The organism is Campylobacter sp. CS_NA3 (assembly GCF_027797495.1).
GTDB lineage: Bacteria > Campylobacterota > Campylobacteria > Campylobacterales > Campylobacteraceae > Campylobacter_B.
In genome coordinates this window covers 251285-271806 of sequence record NZ_CP115609.1, presented here as the reverse complement: position 1 = coordinate 271806, position 20522 = coordinate 251285, and the positions used below count along the sequence as shown (strand labels likewise).

Here is a 20522-nt window from a genome sequence, read left to right as displayed (position 1 = left end):
AATCGTATGGTGGGCTTTTTCGCCCACCAAAATAATAAATTTGCAAAAACCCTACGCCGATAAAATCTCGCTAACTTTGGCGTTAAAATCATCTCCCACAAAAAAGTCTGTCTCATAGACAAGCACCTGCGAATCGTCCCTGACACGCAAGATTAGGCGATTGAAATTCTTTGGATTTTTAAATTCGTTATGAACTAGATTGTAGATTAAATTTATCTTTTCTTTATTTAGCTCGTTTAAATTTAGCTCAAATTCAAAATCCCTTGCGTTTTTGCTTCGTTCGCTCTCTTTTTCTGCGAATTTGCGAGAGCCGTTATACCCGCCGTTGTAGCCACCACCATTAAAATTTCCGTTTTCGTTACCATTAAAACCACTGCCGTTTTTAAAATTTCCGTTGTCGTTTCTGCGATATTTGCTTTCGCTTTTGGCTTTAAAATTCCCATTTTTAGCGTCTTCAAGGCTAAAAACATCATAAATGGTTAGCTGATACGCCCCGCCTTCTGCGCGTCTGGTAAATTTCGCCTTAAAAGCGTGTGGCGCTTCAAGCTCATCTTGGCTAAATTTATCGATACTAGCAAAGGCGTCAAACGCGACGGCTTCGAAACTTCCGCCAAAATCCAAAATCTTTAAACGCCCCATTTTGGTGCCTTTTTTGGTTATCATCGTTTTTATCTCTTCGATTTTGCCGATACAAATTATCTCGCTGTTGTCTTCAATCTCGTCAAAATCGCTAGAACTAATGTGCGAAATAGCGTCAATCTCATCTTTATAATCTTGCAACGGGTGCCCTGAAATGTAAATTCCCAAGCTATCAAGTTCAAGTTTTAAAAGCTCTTTTGTAGGATATTCGGCTGAATTTTCCACAAATTCCACCACTATGCCCTCGGTCGTTTCATCTTCGCCAAATAGCGAATTTGCCGCTTCTTTTTTGACCGTGGCAATTTTTTTCATAGTTTCAAGAATATTTTCGATATTTTGGATAATAGCTAGGCGAGTTTTGCCTAAACAATCAAGCGCACCCGCGAAATTTAGGGCTTCGATGACCTTTTTATTGACTTGAAAATTATCCACCCTACTTGCAAAATCGTCCAAGCTTTCAAACTTTTTTTCGCTTCTAAGGGCGATGATATTATCGATTGCGCCCGTACCTACGCCTTTTATCGCCCCAAGCCCGTAAATAATGGCTTTGCCCGAGGGCGAATTTTTATCTTCGACGACGCTAAATTGTCTTAAACTAGCGTTGATAGAAGGTGGCAAAAGCCCCACACCAAGCCGTTTTGCTTCATCGATATAAATCGCAACTTTTTTTGCATTTCCTTCTTCAAATGAAAGCGAAGCCGCCATAAACTCAGCCGGATAGTATGTTTTTAAATACGCCGTTTGAAATGTAATCATCGAATACGCCGCCGCGTGGGATTTGTTAAATCCATACGAAGCAAATTTCATAATCATATCAAAAAGCTCTTCTGCTTTTTTGACATCAAAGCCTAAATTTTTAGCGCCGTCAAGATACTGCGTTCGCATGTGGTCGAGTTTTTTCTCGTCCTTTTTACCCATAGCCCTACGCACCAAATCAGCGTCCCCCAAAGAAAATCCGCCAACTCTTTGCACGATTTGCATAACTTGCTCTTGATAAACGATAACGCCGTAAGTGGCTTCTAAATACTCTTTTATCTCATCAAACATATACTCGACTTTTGCCCTGCCTTGCTTTCTAGCGATAAAATCAGGGATTAGATCCATTGGACCTGGGCGATACAGCGCAATCATCGCAATAATATCTTCAAAGCAATCCGGCTTTAAACTAGCTGCTAGCTCTTGCATACCGCCGCTTTCGATTTGAAATATGCCAAGCGTGTTTCCGCCTTGGATAGTCTTGTAGGTTTTCGGGTCGTTAAAATCGATATTTTCCCACATTATATCCACGCCGTATCGCATTTTGACAAGTTTAATCGTGCTATCGATGATGTCAAGGTTTTTTAAACCCAAAAAGTCAAATTTGATCAAATCGACATCTTCGAGATAATCTTTTGTGTATTGCGTTATATACTGCCCGCTGTCGTCTTCTTTGTCCTTTTTGGCGGTTTGTCTAAAAAGCGGAACTTTATTCCAAAGCGGTTCATTTGATATTACCACACCTGCTGCGTGCATGCCTGTGTTGCGATTTAGCCCTTCTAAATTTAGCGCATATTTCCACACTTTTGCCGCTAATGGGTCCGAATTTACAAGCTCTACGATTTTTGGCTCTAACTCATAAGCTTCTTTTAGCGAAATTCCTAGCACATCGGGAATTAGCTTTGCCATAGCGTCAGCTTGATTTAACGGCATATCGCAAACCCTTGCGACATCGCGTATGACGCCCTTTGCAAGAAGCTTACCAAATGTTGCGACTTGTGCGACATTGTCTTTGCCGTATTGATTTGTTACATACTCGATGACCTTGCCCCGTTTTTCTTGGCAAAAATCCACATCAATATCTGGCATGGAAATTCTTGACGGATTTAAAAATCGCTCAAAAAGCAAGTTATAAGGTATCGGATCAATGTCGGTTATGCGAAGCGAATACGCACACAAGCTTCCTGCTGCCGAACCTCGCCCTGGACCAACGGGAATATCATTTCGTTTCGCCCAGTTTATGAAGTCTTGCACGATAAGCATATAGCCTGAAAAGCCCATTTTTTTGATGATTTGAATTTCTGTTTCAAGGCGATTTTTGTAAATTTCGTGTTTGTCTTTATCAACGAATTCAAGCCTTTTTTCAAGCCCTGCCCTACACGCATACTCAAAAACAAAATCGTCATTTTCGAAATTATATCTATCGTCAGGTTTTGGTAAATTTATGCCTAATTCTTTGGCAAATTCGATAGAAAATTTAAAATTCGGCGGTGTCGGCGCGTAGTCTTTTTCATCAAATTTAAATGTTAGATTGCATTTATCTGCGATTTCTTGCGTATTTGCGATGACTTCTGGAATATCTGCGAAAATCGCTTTCATCTCATCATCGGTTTTTACATAAAGCTCATGAACGCTGTGTTTTAAGCGATCTTTATCATCGAGCAACTTGCCCGTTGCGATACACATATACGCGTCCTGCGCTTCGGCGCGATCTTTGTAGGTGTAGTGGGCGTCGTTTGTAGCAACTAGCTTTATGCCTGTTTCTTTGGAGAGCCTGATTAAATCCTTGTCGATATTGTGCTGATCGCCAAATCCGTGTCGCATAATCTCCAAATAAAAATCATCGCCAAAAATTTCTTTATATTCAAGGGCGGCAGCTTTTGCGGCTTCGTAGCCTTTTGCGCCCCGTTTTAGGTTTCTCTCGCTTTGATTTAGATGAAAACTGATTTCCCCTGCTAGGCATGCCGCCGAGCATACAATACCCTTACTATGCTCTTTTAAGAGCTTTTTGTTTATGCGTGGGTTGTAGTAAAATCCGTGCAGATACGCCTGTGAGCTAAGATATATCAAATTTTTATAGCCCTCTTCGTTTTTGGCTAGTAAAATCAAGTGAAATCGCTGTTTGTCGCTTTTATCGCTTATCTCGTCGTGGTTGTGAATGTAGGTTTCGATGCCGATGATTGGCTTAATACCGTGCTTTCGCATAGTTTTATAAAAATCAATCGCCCCAAACATATTTCCGTGATCGGTAATAGCCACGCTTTTTGTGCCGCGTTCGGATAGGACTTTGGCAAGCTCACCGACTTTGTTTGTGCCATCTAGCAGTGAATACTCGGTATGCAGGTGTAAATGTGTAAATTCGCTCATAATTTTCTCGTAAATTTGGATTAAAATTTAATGAAAAATTGTATCAAATTCGGGCTTTAAATTCGCCAAATTTGAGCTTTAATGTGGCTTAAATTTATAAATTCGCTTTTCAATTTTTTAACCCCGTCATTCCAAGTGTTGCGTTTGCGAAGCGAAGAATCTTTATTTAAATTGACTATTGAATTATTTTATCTTTTTTTGGTGGGCAAGGATACCCGCCCTACAAAGCTCCTTTTAAATTTAGATTTTTATTAAAATTGTTGTTTTTTAGGGTTTGGTATTGATTGAATATATTGTTGTGTTCATTGTATGTATTATCATATTCTGGGTATCTTTTTGGCTTATTGGTATCTTCATATATATTTCTATAATAAAATATATCTTCTAATGTTAAAATATCGTATGCTCCGTTTTTGGTTAATTTTAGTGGTATAAAAATAAAATTGAGTTTTTCATTGCTTTCTTTTGAAGTAATGATTTTATTATATTCTTGACAAAAACCTAATGGATATTCTAATGCTACGCTATCTAAAAATAAAATTCTAAAATTTTCATCTATTGGTATAATGATGTCGAAATCTTTATTTGTGTGGGCATTATCATATTTTTCACTCAAAAATGCTTTCCCATAAAATAGATTATACATTTCTGATTGATAATAAAAGTTAGTTATAAAATTCCCATTTTCATCTACAAGTGCTTTTTCATCTTGTGGATAAAAGAGCTTTTTGTTTTGTAAAATTTCATCGTTTTTTAGTATTTCTTCTGCGTTTTCTATTGGATTGCCATTTATACAAATTCTTTCTCCTAATTTCATTAAGTATTCTAAATTTAGTCTTTTATCAAATGTCTTAAATTCACATTTATCATCGTGCTTTTTGTCTCCATTGCAATTTCTATAAACCATATCTACATGCGAATCATGTGTATCATCATAATAGAAAAAATCATATCTTTTTTTAGAATCATAAATTTTAAAATTTTCAATACTATGCATTTTATCAAGGTAAATTGTAAGAGCTTTATTTATGATTTCAATTTCATCGTTTTGATTTTCTATTTTAAATTCAACGAAATTTTGGTGCATTTTCCATTTATTGTAATGCTTCTCAAAAAATCCTATAATAGGCAAAATAAAGATAATAATAACAACGCCTACGGATATAAAAAAATACTTAATAACTTTCTTTTTCACTTTTTTTTTCTTTCAAATTTTATTAATAAATTCAAATCCCGTTATTGCGTAGGGTAGGCATCCTTGCCCACCAAATTTTCTCAAATTTAGATTCTTCGCTTCGCTCAGAATGACGAGAAAATTTGCAAATTGGTTATTTAACATTTGGTATTTTATTCTTGTTCGATTTTATTTTCAAAATTTTCAACTATGTTATCCAGCGTTTCTAAATTTTGATAAGCATTTTTTCTATGTCTTACTCTAACAACCAAAAGCCTTAAAATACCATTGTTTTTTGCATACAATACACGAAATGTTCGCAACCTTAATCTATATATATTGCTTTTAGTTTTTAGCTTTTTGATTTTTTTGATTTTGATTAGTTCTTTTTCAAATTCTTCTGAATAACTTTTCTCAAATTCTTTCAATTTATCGATAATAAACAAAGAATCTACCTTGCCTATTTTTTCAAATTCTTTATAAACTTCTTTGTGAAAATCAATCCGCCATTGCATTTATGCGTTTTTCCATTTCAGATAGTGATATAAAATTTGAAGTATCGTCTTTGGCTCTCTTTTCTGCTAAAAACAAATCTATCGTGTCAAAATAGTGTTCTAATGCTTCTGCTATAATGCCACTTTTCGTTTTGCCAAGCTGTTTTGCAACATTTTCAAGCTCTTTTTTCAAAGAATTATCCAGCGTAATACTCATCTTTATGGCTAGATTATCTTGTGTTTTTGTTATCATTTGTATCTCCGTTTTTAGTAGGATTTTAGCAAAAAAAGAATATTTTTGTCAATACTTTTATATGGATAAATTATTTGTTTTATTAACTTTTTAATGGAATTTTTAAATTTATAAAATTCAGCACCGTAGGGTGGGCATCCTTGCCCACCAAATTTTCTCAAATTTAGATTCTTCGCTTCGCTCAGAATGACAACAAAACTCAACTTAAATTTAAACGACTTATGCCGACGATTTCGTGCGTTTTGCAGTAAATTTCAAGTGAGATAAGCCGTCTGGCTATCGAACTTGAAATTTACAAACATCGCACGAAAGCTAGGTTGAACTCAATTTGAAAATTCTAATTCTTAAACAAAAGCCCGTTTTTGATCTCGTTATATTTCGCTTCCCCGCATATCTCACGCACGATTTCAAGTGCGAATTCCATTGCCGTTGCGGGTCCAGCAGAAGTTATGATATTTTGATCTTTTACCACATTTGCCGCGCGGTATCCGGCATGTGCGACTTTGCCTTCAAATCCGGGATAGCAAGTATAGGCATTTTTTAGCACACCTGCCGTGCTAAGCGCCCAAGGTGCAGCACAAATCGCACCGATTTTAGCGTTATTTGCGTCAAAATCACGCAAAACTTTGCCTAGTTTTTCGCTCATCGCAAGATACTGCGCTCCCGGTAAGCCGCCCGGTAAAACTATCATATCAAACTCGACAACTTTTAGCTCATCTAGCACCATATCGGCTTTTATCTCAACGCCGTGAGCGCCTGTAACAAGGCGTTTTTCTAGCCCTACGCCAAGTGCTTCGACCCCCGCACGGCGTAAAATGTCAATCACGCTTAAAGCTTCGATTTCTTCAAATCCGTTAGCTAACATTACGGCAACTTTTTTCATAAAAATCCTTTGTAAAAAATTTTTACTTATTGTAACAAATTTGAGATAAAAATTTGAAATTTATGCAAAAAGCCCGAATACTCGGGCTTTTAAATGTAGTTAAAATTATTTATTTGCTTTTTCGATATACTCGCCACGCACCGTATCTACGCGGATAACTTCGCCTTCAAGCACATGGAAAGGAATTTGCACCACTGCGCCGGTTTCGAGTGTGGCAGGTTTTTTGTTGCTTCCTTGTGTGTCGCCGCGGAAGTTTGGAGCAGTTTCTACGATTTTAAGCTCGACAACTTGCGGAACTTCGATACCGATAGCTTTGCCGTTATGGAAAAGCACATCGACCATAGTGCCATCTAGCATCCATTTTTTCGCTTCGCCGACCTCTTCATCGCTGATAGCGACTTGTTCGTAGGTTTCGACATCCATAAATTGGCAATACTCGCCGTCATCATAAAGATATTGCATTTGTTTATCGACCAAATTTGGAGCTTCGCATTTATCGCCTGCGTGGAAAGTTTTTTCCAAAACTTTGCCGTCAATGTATGATTTGATTTTCACGCGAACAAACGCCGCACCTTTGCCCGGTTTTACATGTTGATACTCTACGATTTTAAACGGAACGCCGTCAAGCTCGATTTTAAGACCTTTTTTAAGATCGCCCATTGAATAAGCCATATTTTCTCCTTAAATAAATAAAAAGATGATTTTAACAAAAAAATATTTAAATTTTAATTTAGCAAAATTTCAAAATCGTTAGTGTCAAAAAGTAGAATTTTTTCGTTTTTTAAACTCAAAAGCTCTTCGCTAAATCCGCCTTTTGAAAAAAGTGCGATTAAATTTGGTTTTAAGGCGATTTTTTCGCACTTTGAGTGAAGCAAATTTAAAACGCTTTTGCAAATTTTTCGCTCTTTGTATTTGCACTCGCCGACAACGCAAAAGTCTTCAAATTTTGCAAAAATGTCGATTTCTATTTCGTTATTCCAAAAACTGCTAATCTCGCTAACGCCGATATTTAAGTATTTTGCTAAAAGTTCTTTGCTTAAAATTTCAAATCCCAAACTAGCGTAATTATCAAAATCGGCTTTTATGATTTCAAGCACTTTTTCATTTTCGCCAAATTCCAAACGGCGTAAATTTGGCTCTATAAATCGGAAGTAAAATCTTGCGAAATTGCTCTTGAAATGGACTTTATCATGCACTATATAACGGCGTAAATTTTTTGGCAATTTCTCGTTTTTGTGATTTGGTTTTGGCTTTGTTTCTCTACTTTTTTCAAGTTTTAAAAACTGAATTTTAAGCAACTCATCGACCACTTTTTGCGCCTTAAAACGCGGTAGTATCTTTGAAATACCAAGCTTTTTGCGATCTGATTTTGCAAATTTCATAAGTGCTTTTTTGATTTCATTTTCATAAGGACTATCAAAAGCAAATTTATCTCTAAATGTTTCAAAATCTCTTAAAATTTCATTATCAATAGCTTCAAAAATGTCGTTATAATGTGCTGAAATTTCGATTTCATCAAAGACAAAATGAAATTTCAAAAGCTCGTCAATCGGCAAATTTGCGAATTTGTAAGCACTATCTTTGAGTGTGAAAATTTTTTGCTCCTATTTTTTTGCCGAATTTTACCAAATTTTTTATATAATTTTGCCAAAAAATCAAAGAGAGTTTATGATAAATTTAGAAAATTTAAAAAATGATATTATTTTGCAAGACGGCATAAAGTATTTTGATTTTGCAGCTTCTGCTTTGGCGTTAAAAAGCGTTGAAAATGAGATTTTGCGAATTTTACAAACTTACGCAAATACGCACTCAAAAACCAGCTCAAACTCCATTACAACGCAAAATTATTACGAAAATGCTAGGGCTAAATTTAAAAATTTGCTAGGGGTCGATGATAAATTTTCACTTATTTCTTGTGGTTTTGGAGCGACTTGGGCTTTGAAAAAACTATGGGAAATTTTAGGCATTTATATCCCGCCGATGAGCTTAAAAAGGCTAAATTTAAAAAAAGAAAGCTTAAAAAATTTGCCCCTTGTGATAGTTTCTCCTTATGAACACCACTCAAATGAAATTCCGCTTCGATACTGCCTTTGCGAAGTCGTGCGAACGCCCTTAAATTCGCAAGGATTGATTGATTTTGATTTTTTGGCAAATTTACTAAAAACAAATAAAGGACGCGAAATAATCGCTTCTTTTAGCATGGCTTCAAATTTAACAGGCGTCAAAACAGACTATAAAAAGCTTTATTTGATGATAAAATCGCACGGCGGAAGACTGATTTTAGACGCTTGTGCTTTTGCGCCACATGATGAGATTGATTTTAACTTTTGCGACGCGGCGGTTTTTTCGTCGCATAAATTCTTAGGCGGTGTCGGCGGCAGTGGAATTTTGGTGATAAAAAATTCGCTTTTTTCCTGCGATGAGCCGACATTTGGGGGCGGGGGAACTTTGGCATATAGCGATAATGAAACTCAAAGATTTTATATTGACCCTGAACGCGCCCAAGAAGCAGGAACGCCCGGCGTTACGCAGTTTTTAAGGAGCTATCTAGCCTACAAATTTAGGCATGATTTTGGCATTGAAAATATAAAATCACACGAAAATGAGCTTAGCGAATATTTTTTAAATGAAATTTCAAAAATAGATAAAATCGAAATTTACGGCAATTTGCAAGTGCCAAGAGTGCCGATTTTTGCGATAAATTTAAAAGGACTTGACCCGTTTATTTTCGCCGAAATTTTAAGTAAAAAATACCTCGTCCAAGTTCGTGCAGGGTGTGCGTGTGCAGGAAGCTATGGTAGAGATTTATTAAATTTGCCAAATGATATAAATTTAAGTCTTAAACCAGCATTTTTGCGAATTAGCCTAAATTTTTCGCATAGCAAAGATGATATTGATTATTTGATAAACTCAATCAAAAATATCGCCAAAAACAAAGATAAAATCAAACTCGTCGGTGGCGAATATAGGTGTTAAATTTATAAATTTCGATACAAAAATTTACATTTTTATTCTGCGTTTTGTAGCGAATTTAAAATAAATCACGATTAAAGCTACGATCACGCCTAGCACGAGCGGTGTTAGCCACGGATAAATTTTGATTTTTTCATAAATTTGCAAGACAAAATCACCCGCAAAGTAGCTTACTAAACCAATCGTTATCGCCCAAATCGCCGAGCTAAAAGCGTTTAAAAAACTAAATTTAGCAAATGAATACTTCGTAAGCCCAATCGCAATGGGAATTAGCGTTTTTAGTCCGTAGATAAATTTTTGCACCAAAATAATCCTATCGCCGTATTTTTTAAACAAAATTTGCGACAGGGCTAAATTTCGCCGTTGTTTTTTGATAAACGGGCTAAATTCTTTTTTATTGTAACGAGAGAGCCAAAACAAAATCGTATCGCCGATGAAATTTGAAATAGTCGCAACCACGATACAAAGCGTAATGTCCATTTTACCGATAAAACTAAGCATACCGGCGGCGATTAGCGCTATCATACCGCCGCCAAGAGTATATAAAAATAGTATCAAATAACCATAAGTGGAGAGTTTGCTAAACATTTCCTCCATTAATTTGCCTTATTTATAACCGAAATCAAATTCTCAAATCCATACGAGTGCGGTTCATAAACCACGCTGTTATTTGAGCTAAGCACCACTCCGCCAAGACTAGCACCCAAAAACACGCCGCTTTTATTTGTATAAACATACATATCTTTGCTAAATGCGTTTAGTGTGCCTAAATTTGCACTTGCATTTCCAGCCAGAGCCGTTACATCACCGCCTAGTTTGATTTCTGATTTTCGCATATTATCTACGATTTTATCGCTCATTACAAAAATTATTAGATAATTATCTTCATATCCGATTTGCAAACCCAAACTTGCATTAGTGATTTCTGCGCCGTTAATCGTGTAGTTTTCGCCGTTTTTATAGACTGCAACGCCGCTTCCATACATTCCGCCGATGACAAAACCAACCTTTTTCACGCTTGGAAAAATCAAAATCGCCTTTGCGTTTGCAACCAAAGCCGCTTTATTTGGATTATCTCGCATAACAACGGCAAAGGCATTTGCACTTTTTAAAATCGTTTCGTCTTTTGCATTTGCAAAATTTGCAAAACCAAATATAATTAAACATAAAAATAGAATTTTTTTCATGCAAAACTCCTATTTGGCGTAATTTACCGCCCTAGTCTCTCTTATGACATTTACTTTTATTTCGCCTGGATACTGAACTTTATCTTGAATTTCTTCGGCAATCTCTTTTGCTACCAAAACCGCTTCATCATCGTTTATTAGCTTGGCATTAGCTATAACGCGAATTTCGCGTCCTGCGTTTATCGCATAGGCTTGTTTTATGCCTTGTTTTGAAGTGGCGATATTTTCTATGTCGCTAACTCGCTTTAAGAAGCTCTCTAAAACTTCTCTTCTAGCTCCGGGTCTAGCTGCACTTAGAGCGTCTGCTGCGCAAACTGCCGCCGCTTCGACGCTTAGCGCTTCTTCATGTCCGTGATGAGCGTAAATAGCGTTGATTACGACTGGGTGTTCTTTGTATCGTTTGCAAATTTCACCGCCCAAATCCACATGGCTTCCTTCAAATTCATGCGTTAAAGCTTTGCCGATGTCATGCAAAAGCCCTGCTCTTTTAGCTAGTTTTTCATCCCCGCCAGTCTCGGCTGCGATAATGGCTGCAAGGTGAGCGACTTCAAGGCTGTGAATAAGCGCATTTTGTCCGTAACTAGCCCTAAATTTAAGTTTTCCGATTAGTTTTATAATCTCAGGGTGCATTTTATTTAAGCCTAAATCCATAACGACATTTTCGCCCTCTTCTTGGATACTAGCTTCAAATTCGTCGCACACTTTTTTGTAAATATCTTCGATTCTAGCAGGTTGAATTCGTCCGTCTTCAACCAAAAGCTCGATTACTCTTGTTGCGATTGCTCTTCGGTAAAGGTTGTGAGAGCTTAAAATAATCGCATTTGGCGTATCGTCAATGATAACATCAACGCCAAGCACCATTTCAAGGGTTTTTATATTTCGCCCTTCTTTACCGATAATTCTGCCTTTTAGCTCGTCATTTTTGATATTTACGACATTTATAAGGCGTTCTGCTGCAAATTCACCCGCAAATCTAGTCGTAGCCTGTGCTAGGATATAATTTGCTCTTCGTTTTCCCTCTTTTTTAGCTTCTTCTTCATATTTTCGCACGATATGAGCGATGTCTGCTCTGCTTTTTTCTTCTACTTTTCGCAAAACTTCGCTTCTAGCTTCATCTTGCGTAAAACCGGCAACTCGCTCTAAAACTTTCAAACTCTCAGCGAGTTTTTCTTCATAATTTTTCTTTAACGAAACGCCTTCTTCATACATAAATTTGGCTTCTTCTTTGCTTTTTTCAAGCTCACTTTTTGCTCCGTTTAAAATTTCTTGTTCGCTTAGTAGTGTTTGCTCTTTTTTTGTTAGTTCATCAAATTTTTGATTGTATTCTTTTTGAAGTTTTGCTGATTTGTCGTCATATTTTTTCTTGGCTTCAAATTCGGCTTCTTGAACCGTGATTTTTGAGTTTCTCAAAATACTTTCTGCTTCAAATTCTATCGCTTTTGCCTTTGCTTTTGCCTGTTCTAAAAAAATGTCAAAATTTGCGTTGTTAATCTTTTTGGCGATAAAATAACCTATTGTCGCACCGACTGCGACCTCTGCTAATGCTACTACAATATCTATCATATTTTCCCTTTTTAAAATAATTTTTGCTCGGAGTAAAATAAAAATCACCGATTATATCGTGTTTTTGAGATATTATTGAATTTGTAAAATTATCTTTAATACTAACAAAAACGATAATCGGTTTATAATTTAGAGCTGAAAAAAACATATCGTAAAATCCTTTCCCATGCCCGATTCTAGCCATATTTCCATCTACTCCGATAACCGGAACAACGGCTAGGTCAATTTTTCCTTTGAATTCGTTTTGATTTAGCGTCTCTTTAACGCCAAATTTAGACTTTACAAAAGGTCGCTTGAATTTTACCATTTTAAAGCTAACATCTAACATAAACGGAACAAAAAATTCTATTTTATGTGATAATTTTTGTCTTAAAATTTGTAAATTTGGCTCATAAGATAACGGCATAAAAATCAAAACTTTTTTCGAATTTGTTATTTTTATGAGTTTAATAATATTAGAAATAATGCCGTAATGTTTGCATTTGGCGCTAAATTTAGCTTCATCTTTCAAAGCCTTTTTAGCGAATTTGCGATAAATTTGCTTATCCATTTTCACACTTTTATTTTTTTAACGCTTATTTTATCTAGTTTTTGTATAATTTTGAAATATTTTTTAGGGAATTTTGTATGAAATTTGTGAATTTTATTATTTTTATTACTATGTTACTTTTCGTAACAGGTTGCGACAAAAAAAGCGATAACGAAGAAAAAGTAGATATAAAAACGGAAAAAGAAACCGTTCTTACGCAGGATTATACTGCGCCGTTTTCTTTGCATTTTACGGACGGAACTATTTTAAATATGCAAAAAAATAAAAACGGCTTTAAAATCGATAACAACGGCACTGCGACACTTTTTGCATTTTTCTCGCCGTGGTGTCCGCCGTGCCAAGTCCAATCTCCGATTTTAAACAATATCCAAGAAAATTTTAAAGAAAAACTCCAAGTTGTCGGCGTTTTGGTCGGTGAAAATTTGACAAACGACGACGCAAAGGTATTTGCGATTGATAATAATGTAACATATAAAATTTCGCAAGGAAGCGAAAATAACTTTTTCGCAAACGCACTTGGTGGCGTTAGCGAAGTCCCGTTTATCGTTATTTATGATGAAAAAGGAAAGTTTTTTTCGCAATATTTCGGGGTAATCCCAGAAGAAATTTTAACAACCGAAATTCAAAGGATTTTTTAATGTTTAATTTTTTCAAAAAAGGTTTTGATAAAACAATCGAAGCGATGAAATCGGCAAATTCTGGTAATAAAATCACAAAAGAAAATTTGGAAGAAATGCTACTTGAAGCCGATGTAAGTTATGAAATCGTAGAAGAAATTTTGTATTATCTGCCGCCACAAAATGAAGTTAAAAAAGATGATTTAAAGCGAGTTTTAAAAACTTATTTTATGTATGAAAACAAGCCTTTACCAAAGGTTTCGCCATTTGTCGAGCTAATTTTAGGCGTAAATGGTGCAGGAAAAACCACAACCGTGGCAAAACTAGCAAATTTGTATAAGAAAAATGGGCAAAGTGTGATTTTTGGGGCGTGTGATACTTTTAGAGCAGGTGCTATTGAACAGCTTCGTCGCTGGTCGCAAAAAGTAGAAATCCCAATAATTGCCACCGAGCAAGGTCATGACCCTGCGGCTGTGGCTTTTGACACGGTAAGTTCGGCGATTGCAAAAAAAATCGATAGAGTTTTAATCGACACAGCAGGAAGACTTCAAAATCAAAAAAATCTCGCTAACGAGCTTGAAAAAATCGTGCGAATTTGCGACCGCGCTATGCCAAATTCGCCACATAGAAAAATCATCGTGCTTGATGGCACACAAGGAAATAATAGCGTAATCCAAGCAAAAGCTTTTAATGAAATCGTTAGGCTAGATGGCATTATCATAACAAAGCTTGACGGAACACCAAAGGGCGGAGCGTTATTTGGCATTGCAAGAGATTTGGAGCTTCCGATTTTATATATCGGCGTAGGCGAAAATATGGACGATTTGGTCGAATTTAGGGCAGATGAGTTTGTAGATACGCTAGTAGAAGGAATTTATGCCTAAAATTTTTAGCCCAAATGTTTTTAAATTTGCATTTTTTGCATGTTTGATTGTAATCGAATTTTTAGCTACCACTTCAAGGGAAGTAGCGATAAATGGGCTATTTTGGGATAAAATAAACCACGCATTTGCTTTTTTTGTTTTGTTTATTTTGGCAAATTTTGCTTTTAAAATTCGCAAAATTTGGATAGTTTTTTGGTTGATTATTTTTGGTTTGCAAATAGAAATCGTGCAAAGCTTCTTGCCAAATAGAGAATTTTCTTTTTTGGATATAGTTGCCGATTTTATCGGCATTTGCATAGGTTTTTTTGCTACTAAAATTTATGAATTTTGGAGAAAAAATGGCAAAAGTAAAATCCACACTTTTTGAGTGCCAACACTGCGGAAATCAGCAAACTAAATGGCTTGGTAAATGCCCTGATTGCGGTGCTTTTAATAGTTTTGTAGAGCTAAAAGCCGAACAAATCAAAACGCTAAAAGAAATTTCAAAAATCACTTGCGATAATCCAAATTTAGACGCAAAGGCGATAAGTGAGATAAAAATCGAAGAAATTTCACGCATTGATTGCGGGGACGATGAGCTAAATTTGGTCTTAGGTGGTGGCATAGTAGAAGGCTCACTTGTCTTAATCGGCGGAAGTCCCGGTATCGGCAAATCAACGCTTTTGCTTAAAATAGCTTCAAATTTGGCTAGTTCTCAAAGAAGCGTTTTGTATGTAAGTGGCGAAGAAAGCGCAAGTCAGATAAAAATGCGAGCAGACCGCCTAAATGCCGTAAATGAAAACCTTTTTTTGCTAACCGAGATTAACCTTGAAAATATCTTAGCGCAAACACAAAAAAGGGATTATAAAGTCATCGTAATAGATAGCATACAAACCCTTTTTAGCGATAAAATCGCTTCTGCTCCGGGTTCGGTTACACAGGTGCGCGAGATAACTTTTGAGCTAATGCGACTTGCAAAAGAAAAAGGAATTTGCATTTTTATCATCGGTCATATTACAAAAGAAGGCTCGATAGCAGGTCCTAGAATTTTAGAGCACATGGTTGATGTGGTGCTATATTTTGAAGGCGATAGTAGTAAGGAACTGCGAATTTTGCGTGGTTTTAAAAATCGTTTTGGTGCCACAAGCGAAGTGGGAATTTTTGAGATGACAAACGCAGGGCTGGTAAGTGCAAAAAATCTAGCTAGTAAATTTTTCACTCGCGGAAAAGCCGTCAGCGGCTCGGCAATCACTATAACAATGGAAGGCTCTCGTGCGTTAGTTATTGAAATTCAAGCCCTTGTCTGCCCTAGTTCGTATCCAAAACGCTCAGCCACAGGATATGATAAAAACCGCCTAGATATGCTATTAGCGCTTTTGGATAGAAAGCTTGAAATAGGACTTGGGGGATACGATGTTTTTGTAAATGTCATCGGCGGAGTTAAAATCACCGAAACGGCGTGCGATTTGGCTGTTGTAGCGGCGATTGTAAGTAGCTTTAAAAATCGTCCGATAAGCAAAGAAAGCGTTTTTATCGGCGAAGTTAGCCTAAATGGTGAGATTAGAGAGATTTTTAACCTTGAAGCAAGGCTAAAAGAAGCTAGTATGCAAAAATTTAAAAACGCAATTGCTCCGATAAAGCCACAAAATTCGCAAGGGTTAAAAATATTTCATGCAACAGAGATAACGCAGGTTTTGGAATATTTTTAAATTGAAATCAGCCTAGCTTTAATTCCCCAAACCTGACGGATTTACGCACAAATTTAGACAATTTCATCGCTTACTACCGACAAAGGTAGCGTCGCTCGAAACTGCCTAAATTTGTGCGTAACTACGCCTGTTCTGTCTTGAATATATTTTTTTGCAAATTAACCATTTTCTGTCATTTATTTTAACTTCAAATTCGCAAAATTTATTTTTTTAAAATTTCGCTATTATAAGGAAACACACTTGTCGTGTGTAACCTAAAATAGCGAAATTTTTAATTTAATCCGCCCGTTATAAGGAATTTATTAGCCTAAAATTTTTATACCAAACTGATCAAGCAAAATTATTATCACAAAGAGTGGCGCAACAAATCTTAAAAGCACATTGTGCCAAATTTTATATCCAAATTCGCCCATATACGGCACCAAAAGCTCTTTTACAGGCTCTTTTTTTATCACAAAACCGACAAAAATCGCAACAACGATTCCGCCTATCGGCAATAAAATATTTGAAGTAACAAAATCAAGCAAATCAAAAAAGCTATTGCCAAAAAAGTTGAAAATATCAGCCGTCGCGCCGTAGTATCCTAAAATGCAAAAAATTCCCAAAATATAAGTGAAAATAAAAATCGCAAAACACGCTTTTTTGCGTGAGAAATTTTTTGAATTTACAAGATAAAAAACGCTTGGTTCTATCATCGATACAGCCGATGTGATCGCCGCAAAAAGAAGCGACAAGAAAAAACAAAACGCTAAAATATTTCCGATAATGCCAAGCTTACCAAAAAGCACGGTAAGTGAAACGAAAATCAGCCCCGGACCTTGTTGGCTAGGGTCTGCGCCAAATTCGAAAATATATGTAAAAACGGTTAGTCCCATAAAAACGCCGATTAAAACATTTATAAAAACGATACTTAGGCTCGAAGTTAAAATGTTTGTTTTTGGCGGAAGACTTGCTGCGTAAGTGATGATGGTCGTAACGCCCAAAGAAAGGGTAAAAAACGCTAATCCAAGAGCCTTTAAAACGCTATCGCTGCTAAGTGCGCTAAAATCAGGCACTAAAAGAAATTTCAAACTTTGCACAAAACCTGCATTTGACGCCACTGCCGAGTAAAACGCCATCAATAAAATCAAAACGAAAAGCGTTGGCATCATCCATAAATTTAGCTTTTCTATGCCGTTTTTAACGCCCTTTGAAATGATATAAAAACAAAAAATCGAAGCGATTGTGTAGCAAATTATGCTTACAAATATCTCTTGCGAAAGCAAATTCCCAAACGCCGCACCGCTTTGCTCTATCGAACTTGGCAAAGCAAACGCACTTGTAATCGTGTATTTTAAAATCCAACCCATAACAACGCTGTAAAATGAATAAATCAGCAACGCGCTAATCATAAAAAATCCGGCATTTCTCCACAATTTTTTATTGCTAGGTGCCAGTTTTTCATACGCACTAACGGCATCGCACTCACCAAGACGACCGATGACGATTTCGCCCAAAAAAATGACAAAACTGCAAAGCATCGTCAAAAGCAGATAAAGCAAAATAAAGGCACTTCCGCCGTTTTCGCCTACAAGAGTTGGAAATTTCCACGCATTTCCAAGACCTACCGCGCTTCCTGCGACGGCTAAGATAAAACCGATTTTAGTAAATTTTTCGTTCATATTTTTCCCCGAATTAAAAAAATCGTGCAATATTATCAAATTTAATCTTAAAACTTTATATTTACTTTTAATTTAAAAATTTGCTTCAATGACGATAAATTTGGCTATAATTTTTCAAAAAATTTGGAAAGAAAAATTTATGAAAAATATATTTTTATCGCTTTTTTGCGCCTTTACCACAACTCTTTTGGCAGAAAATTTGCCAAATTTACAAACTCAAATTTTAACAAAAGAGCAAATTTTGCAAAAATACCAAAACGCAAAACCACAAAAATGGGGCGAGAGTTTAAACGGCGTGATTGAAAATTTTCAAACTAGCCAAAAAGTTGTCGCACTCACGCTTGATTTGTGTGGCTCAAAAAGCGATGATTTAGACGAACGCATTGTCGAATTTTTGGAACAAAAACGGCTAAAAGCGACTTTTTTTGTAAATTCTCGCTGGATAGAAAAATTTCCGCTTAAATTTGAAAGACTTTATAAAAATCCGCTTTTTGAAATCGAAAATCACGGCTTTTTGCACCGCCCTGCTTCGCTAAATGGTGCCGAAATTTACGGCATAAAAGGCACGGCAAATTCTAGCGAATTATACGACGAAGTGGCGAAAAATGCAGACTTGATAGAAAAAATCACAGGCACTCGCCCTAAATTTTTTCGCTCAGGCACAGCATATTATGACGAATTTGCCGTTTCGCAAATTTATGATATGGGCTTTGCACCTGTGGGATTTAGCGTTTTAGGCGACGCTGGAGCGACTTTAAGCAAGGAAAATGTCCTAAAAGCTTTTCGCACGGCAAAAAACGGCGATATTATAATAGCTCACGCAAATCACCCTGAAAAAGCTAGTGGCGAAGGCGTAGTTATGGGCTTAGAAGAGCTTTTAGAAAATGGATTTAAATTTATTCGCCTTGACGAAGTTTTGGAGTAAATTTGGCAAATAATCAAAACTCAAAAAAAGCAAATTTGCGAAATTATGATGAAAATCCGATAATTATGAAAGATGAATTATCAAATGCGAAATTTGCAAGTATAATTATCACGATTATATTGTTGATTTCTTGTATAATTTATTTATTGATTTTTGATAGGAATCGCATTGATAGAGCTGTTATTTTAATAGTTTTAACATATATAAATATAAATAATTCGCTTAAAAATTTGGAAAGTAACTCGACTATATATTTTTATGAAAACAAAATAACGAAAGAATTAGAAAATGGGTTGCAAAAATCCATTTTAACTAACAATATTCATCGCATATCAAAAACTATGTCTTCTGCACTTCCAAATTTTAATTTAAGCCCATTTATTACAAAACTTATTTTATTTTCGGGTTTAGTTTTATTGATTGTTTATTTAATGGCTCTTGTTGCCACAGGAGGCCTTGTTTCTTTTATATTTGTAATGGCATTTGCATTTGGTGCAGTATATCTACCGCAATTTATAATTCATCACAAATATGGTGGTTTGAAAGATAGTTTTTACGATGTCATTTGGCTACAAGATAAAGACGGCAAATTTTTTAATTTTATGATTAGTTCAGATAAACAATACAATGAAATCAAAAAATATTTATTAGTTAAAACGGGCAAGAGTTTAGATAAGGTAGAAAAGAAATTTTTTCTATCTGTATCTTGGTTTAAAGATAAAGATTTAATTAAATAAATTTGCCAAATTTAAGCTAAATTCGGCAAATTTAAAAACTTACTTCCATATCAAAACATCTTCAAGCGAGTGCCTTGTATGTGGAAATTTAATATTTTCGCCTTTGCCAAGAGCGACGACTAAAATCGGCGTAAAATTTTCATTTAAATTTGCTTCACTTCGCACAAATTCGCTAAGTCTTTCGCCGTCAAACCCCGCTATAATACAACTTTTCACACCGAAGCTCTCAGCTACATTTACCAAATTTGCACACGCCAAATAACACTGCTTTGAAGCATAATTTGTCATCGCTTTTTCGTCCATATCTTTAAATTTATCCCTAAAATACGCCATTGCAGCGTCATATTTTTCGCTCGTAGTGGCACGGCGGCGAACGCACTTATCCAAATATGCTTCGCCCACTTTCAAATCATTTCTAGCGATGATAATCACAGCATGAGAACAATTTTTAACCTGCGGTTGGTTATTACAAATTTCGCCTAATTTTTGCAACTCATCGCCGTTAGAAACAACCATAAATTTCCAGGGCTCCAAACCACACGAACTAGGACTTAATCGCGTCAAATCCACGATTTCTCGCACAACCTCATCGCCCACTTTTTCGCCATTAAATTTGCGACAACTATAACGACTTTTCATAATTTCTTGCATAGGAAATCCTTTTTTGAAAAATAATTTCCAAATAATACAAAAAATCACTTTTAAATTTAATCAAATAAGGTTAATTTAGTTCGATTTCGATTTTTTTCTTGTTTTGTGGGTTTGGATTTTGTGATTTTTGTTGCCCTGAATTTGGCGAATTTTGCACATTTTTGCCACCTATTTGCACTGAATTTTGCGAATTTTGATTTTTCTTAGAATTTGGCAAATTTTTTTCATTTTTATAAATCGGCTCAAAAATTTTAACATCACGATTTGCTTCGCTTTTGAGCTGCTCGTGGTATTTTTGCTCGTTTTTTAGGGTTTGCTTTGCTTCGTCAAATTTTTCATCAGCTTTTTTTATAATTTTTTTGCCGTAATATTCCAAATTTTCTTTCAAATTTGATTTTTCTTGCCCGATAATTTCGCCGTTATCGCCACCTTGGCTTAAATTTACTCGCTCCTTGCTAAAATACAAAACCGCAAAAATCGCCGCCAGTATCGCTAAAATCGCTATTATAAATTTTTTCAT

General features: G+C 35.8%; 21 protein-coding genes. 7 read left to right on the top strand and 14 right to left on the bottom strand.

The window, feature by feature from the left end; all coding sequences use genetic code 11:
- Positions 1–51 precede the first annotated feature (51 nt).
- The 7 genes from dnaE to PF026_RS01400 all read right to left on the bottom strand — a co-directional run bounded on the left by dnaE (position 52) and on the right by PF026_RS01400 (position 8104).
- Positions 52–3762 (bottom strand): DNA polymerase III subunit alpha, encoded by a 3711-nt coding sequence (gene dnaE / locus PF026_RS01430; protein ID WP_270870371.1) that lies wholly within the window; start codon positions 3760–3762, stop codon positions 52–54.
- Between the two features lie 220 nt (positions 3763–3982).
- On the bottom strand, positions 3983–4957 hold the full coding sequence (locus PF026_RS01425) for a hypothetical protein (protein WP_270863253.1): 975 nt from the start codon (positions 4955–4957) through the stop codon (positions 3983–3985).
- A 152-nt stretch (positions 4958–5109) separates the two neighbouring features.
- A complete protein-coding gene (locus PF026_RS01420; RefSeq protein ID WP_270863252.1) occupies positions 5110–5451 on the bottom strand; it encodes a type II toxin-antitoxin system RelE family toxin in 342 nt (113 codons plus the stop codon).
- Complete coding sequence (locus PF026_RS01415) at positions 5435–5683, bottom strand: ribbon-helix-helix protein, CopG family (RefSeq protein WP_270863251.1); 249 nt, start codon at positions 5681–5683, stop codon at positions 5435–5437. Before PF026_RS01415 ends, PF026_RS01420 begins: the two co-directional genes overlap by 17 nt.
- Before the next feature lie 337 nt (positions 5684–6020).
- A complete protein-coding gene (locus tag PF026_RS01410) occupies positions 6021–6566 on the bottom strand; it encodes a DJ-1 family glyoxalase III (RefSeq protein WP_270863250.1) in 546 nt (181 codons plus the stop codon).
- Between the two features lie 105 nt (positions 6567–6671).
- Positions 6672–7238, bottom strand: coding sequence for an elongation factor P (gene efp / locus PF026_RS01405; protein WP_270860077.1), 567 nt, complete (start codon positions 7236–7238; stop codon positions 6672–6674).
- 53 nt (positions 7239–7291) lie between these two features.
- A complete protein-coding gene (locus tag PF026_RS01400; RefSeq protein ID WP_270863249.1) occupies positions 7292–8104 on the bottom strand; it encodes a DUF234 domain-containing protein in 813 nt (270 codons plus the stop codon).
- 130 nt (positions 8105–8234) lie between these two features.
- Here PF026_RS01400 and PF026_RS01395 point away from each other — a divergent pair, with 130 nt between their 5' ends.
- Positions 8235–9542 carry an aminotransferase class V-fold PLP-dependent enzyme gene (locus PF026_RS01395; protein ID WP_270863248.1) on the top strand — a complete coding sequence of 436 codons (1308 nt, stop codon included), beginning with the start codon at positions 8235–8237 and terminating at the stop codon, positions 9540–9542.
- Between the two features lie 24 nt (positions 9543–9566).
- Here PF026_RS01395 and PF026_RS01390 read toward each other — a convergent pair whose 3' ends face one another.
- From PF026_RS01390 to PF026_RS01375, 4 genes are read right to left on the bottom strand one after another with little or no spacing between them, the layout of a single operon-like run.
- Positions 9567–10136: a DedA family protein gene (locus PF026_RS01390; RefSeq protein ID WP_270863247.1), complete on the bottom strand. Its 570-nt coding sequence runs from the start codon at positions 10134–10136 to the stop codon at positions 9567–9569.
- Positions 10136–10726, bottom strand: coding sequence for a lipid-binding SYLF domain-containing protein (locus tag PF026_RS01385; RefSeq protein WP_270863246.1), 591 nt, complete (start codon positions 10724–10726; stop codon positions 10136–10138). Before PF026_RS01385 ends, PF026_RS01390 begins: the two co-directional genes overlap by 1 nt.
- Positions 10727–10735: 9 nt before the next feature.
- Positions 10736–12289, bottom strand: coding sequence for a ribonuclease Y (rny, locus tag PF026_RS01380; protein WP_270863245.1), 1554 nt, complete (start codon positions 12287–12289; stop codon positions 10736–10738).
- Positions 12213–12839, bottom strand: a complete 627-nt coding sequence (locus tag PF026_RS01375; RefSeq protein WP_270863244.1) for a 5-formyltetrahydrofolate cyclo-ligase — start codon at positions 12837–12839, stop codon at positions 12213–12215. The genes rny and PF026_RS01375 overlap by 77 nt, the downstream gene beginning before the upstream one ends.
- 77 nt (positions 12840–12916) lie before the next feature.
- On the opposite strand from PF026_RS01375, the gene PF026_RS01370 reads away from it, so the two are divergent.
- The 4 genes from PF026_RS01370 to radA are packed head-to-tail and all read left to right on the top strand — an operon-like array spanning position 12917 to position 16028.
- Positions 12917–13477, top strand: coding sequence for a TlpA family protein disulfide reductase (locus PF026_RS01370; RefSeq protein ID WP_270863243.1), 561 nt, complete (start codon positions 12917–12919; stop codon positions 13475–13477).
- Positions 13477–14340, top strand: a complete 864-nt coding sequence (ftsY, locus tag PF026_RS01365) for a signal recognition particle-docking protein FtsY (protein WP_270863242.1) — start codon at positions 13477–13479, stop codon at positions 14338–14340. The genes PF026_RS01370 and ftsY overlap by 1 nt, the downstream gene beginning before the upstream one ends.
- A complete protein-coding gene (locus PF026_RS01360) occupies positions 14333–14707 on the top strand; it encodes a VanZ family protein (protein WP_270863241.1) in 375 nt (124 codons plus the stop codon). Before ftsY ends, PF026_RS01360 begins: the two co-directional genes overlap by 8 nt.
- Positions 14679–16028 carry a DNA repair protein RadA gene (radA, locus tag PF026_RS01355; protein ID WP_270863240.1) on the top strand — a complete coding sequence of 450 codons (1350 nt, stop codon included), beginning with the start codon at positions 14679–14681 and terminating at the stop codon, positions 16026–16028. The genes PF026_RS01360 and radA overlap by 29 nt, the downstream gene beginning before the upstream one ends.
- 302 nt (positions 16029–16330) lie before the next feature.
- Here the strand turns inward: radA and PF026_RS01350 are convergent, their stop codons facing one another.
- On the bottom strand, positions 16331–17689 hold the full coding sequence (locus tag PF026_RS01350) for a sodium-dependent transporter (protein WP_270863239.1): 1359 nt from the start codon (positions 17687–17689) through the stop codon (positions 16331–16333).
- A gap of 139 nt (positions 17690–17828) precedes the next feature.
- On the opposite strand from PF026_RS01350, the gene PF026_RS01345 reads away from it, so the two are divergent.
- Together PF026_RS01345 and PF026_RS01340 are read left to right on the top strand one after the other, a co-directional pair.
- On the top strand, positions 17829–18614 hold the full coding sequence (locus PF026_RS01345; RefSeq protein ID WP_270863238.1) for a polysaccharide deacetylase family protein: 786 nt from the start codon (positions 17829–17831) through the stop codon (positions 18612–18614).
- 2 nt (positions 18615–18616) lie between these two features.
- Positions 18617–19351 (top strand): hypothetical protein, encoded by a 735-nt coding sequence (locus PF026_RS01340; protein WP_270863237.1) that lies wholly within the window; start codon positions 18617–18619, stop codon positions 19349–19351.
- Between the two features lie 39 nt (positions 19352–19390).
- Here the strand turns inward: PF026_RS01340 and PF026_RS01335 are convergent, their stop codons facing one another.
- Together PF026_RS01335 and PF026_RS01330 are read right to left on the bottom strand one after the other, a co-directional pair.
- On the bottom strand, positions 19391–20002 hold the full coding sequence (locus PF026_RS01335) for a nitroreductase family protein (protein ID WP_270863236.1): 612 nt from the start codon (positions 20000–20002) through the stop codon (positions 19391–19393).
- Between the two features lie 70 nt (positions 20003–20072).
- Positions 20073–20522: a hypothetical protein gene (locus PF026_RS01330; protein ID WP_270863235.1), complete on the bottom strand. Its 450-nt coding sequence runs from the start codon at positions 20520–20522 to the stop codon at positions 20073–20075.

Bases quoted from the DNA above. Each gene is read 5' to 3' on its own strand.
- dnaE (WP_270870371.1), bottom strand. From the start codon at position 3,762: ATGAGCGAATTTACACATTTACACCTGCATACCGAGTATTCACTGCTA.
- PF026_RS01420 (WP_270863252.1), bottom strand. From the start codon at position 5,451: ATGCAATGGCGGATTGATTTTCACAAAGAAGTTTATAAAGAATTTGAA.
- PF026_RS01415 (WP_270863251.1), bottom strand. From the start codon at position 5,683: ATGATAACAAAAACACAAGATAATCTAGCCATAAAGATGAGTATTACG.
- PF026_RS01410 (WP_270863250.1), bottom strand. From the start codon at position 6,566: ATGAAAAAAGTTGCCGTAATGTTAGCTAACGGATTTGAAGAAATCGAA.
- efp (WP_270860077.1), bottom strand. From the start codon at position 7,238: ATGGCTTATTCAATGGGCGATCTTAAAAAAGGTCTTAAAATCGAGCTT.
- PF026_RS01395 (WP_270863248.1), top strand. From the start codon at position 8,235: ATGATAAATTTAGAAAATTTAAAAAATGATATTATTTTGCAAGACGGC.
- PF026_RS01390 (WP_270863247.1), bottom strand. From the start codon at position 10,136: ATGGAGGAAATGTTTAGCAAACTCTCCACTTATGGTTATTTGATACTA.
- PF026_RS01385 (WP_270863246.1), bottom strand. From the start codon at position 10,726: ATGAAAAAAATTCTATTTTTATGTTTAATTATATTTGGTTTTGCAAAT.
- rny (WP_270863245.1), bottom strand. From the start codon at position 12,289: ATGATAGATATTGTAGTAGCATTAGCAGAGGTCGCAGTCGGTGCGACA.
- PF026_RS01375 (WP_270863244.1), bottom strand. From the start codon at position 12,839: ATGGATAAGCAAATTTATCGCAAATTCGCTAAAAAGGCTTTGAAAGAT.
- PF026_RS01370 (WP_270863243.1), top strand. From the start codon at position 12,917: ATGAAATTTGTGAATTTTATTATTTTTATTACTATGTTACTTTTCGTA.
- ftsY (WP_270863242.1), top strand. From the start codon at position 13,477: ATGTTTAATTTTTTCAAAAAAGGTTTTGATAAAACAATCGAAGCGATG.
- PF026_RS01360 (WP_270863241.1), top strand. From the start codon at position 14,333: ATGCCTAAAATTTTTAGCCCAAATGTTTTTAAATTTGCATTTTTTGCA.
- radA (WP_270863240.1), top strand. From the start codon at position 14,679: ATGGCAAAAGTAAAATCCACACTTTTTGAGTGCCAACACTGCGGAAAT.
- PF026_RS01350 (WP_270863239.1), bottom strand. From the start codon at position 17,689: ATGAACGAAAAATTTACTAAAATCGGTTTTATCTTAGCCGTCGCAGGA.
- PF026_RS01345 (WP_270863238.1), top strand. From the start codon at position 17,829: ATGAAAAATATATTTTTATCGCTTTTTTGCGCCTTTACCACAACTCTT.
- PF026_RS01335 (WP_270863236.1), bottom strand. From the start codon at position 20,002: ATGCAAGAAATTATGAAAAGTCGTTATAGTTGTCGCAAATTTAATGGC.
- PF026_RS01330 (WP_270863235.1), bottom strand. From the start codon at position 20,522: ATGAAAAAATTTATAATAGCGATTTTAGCGATACTGGCGGCGATTTTT.